Below are 316 nucleotides of genomic sequence, written 5' to 3'. Positions count from 1 at the left end.
CCGCTGCCGACACTGCCGCCGAGGGCGATTCCAAAAAAGCCGCCCGCCTGCCCCGGCAGGACAGTCCGGTGTGGATCGAGGCCGAGGCGGAGGGCCTGAACAGCTACTCCTGCCCCACCTGCGGAGCCGAGCTGGTCTGTGACGAGACCACCGCCGCCACCACCTGCCCCTACTGCGGCAACCCCACGGTGCTGGGCGGCAAGCTCTCCGGCAAGCTGAAGCCGGAATACATCCTGCCCTTCAAGCTGGACAAAAAGACCGCCATTGCACAGCTGACCAGATATTACCAGGGCAAGGCTTTCCTGCCCAAGGCGTT

At 65.2% G+C, this 316-nt stretch carries 1 pseudogene; it reads left to right on the top strand.

Annotation, left to right across the window (positions count from 1 at the left end):
• Positions 1–316, top strand: a pseudogene (locus P0G09_RS17170) (hypothetical protein); the annotation flags it as partial.

The sequence above is a fragment of the Faecalibacterium sp. DFI.5.82 genome (assembly GCF_029076575.1).
Lineage (GTDB): Bacteria > Bacillota > Clostridia > Oscillospirales > Ruminococcaceae > Faecalibacterium > Faecalibacterium duncaniae.
This window is presented reverse-complemented; position numbering and strand designations above follow the sequence as displayed.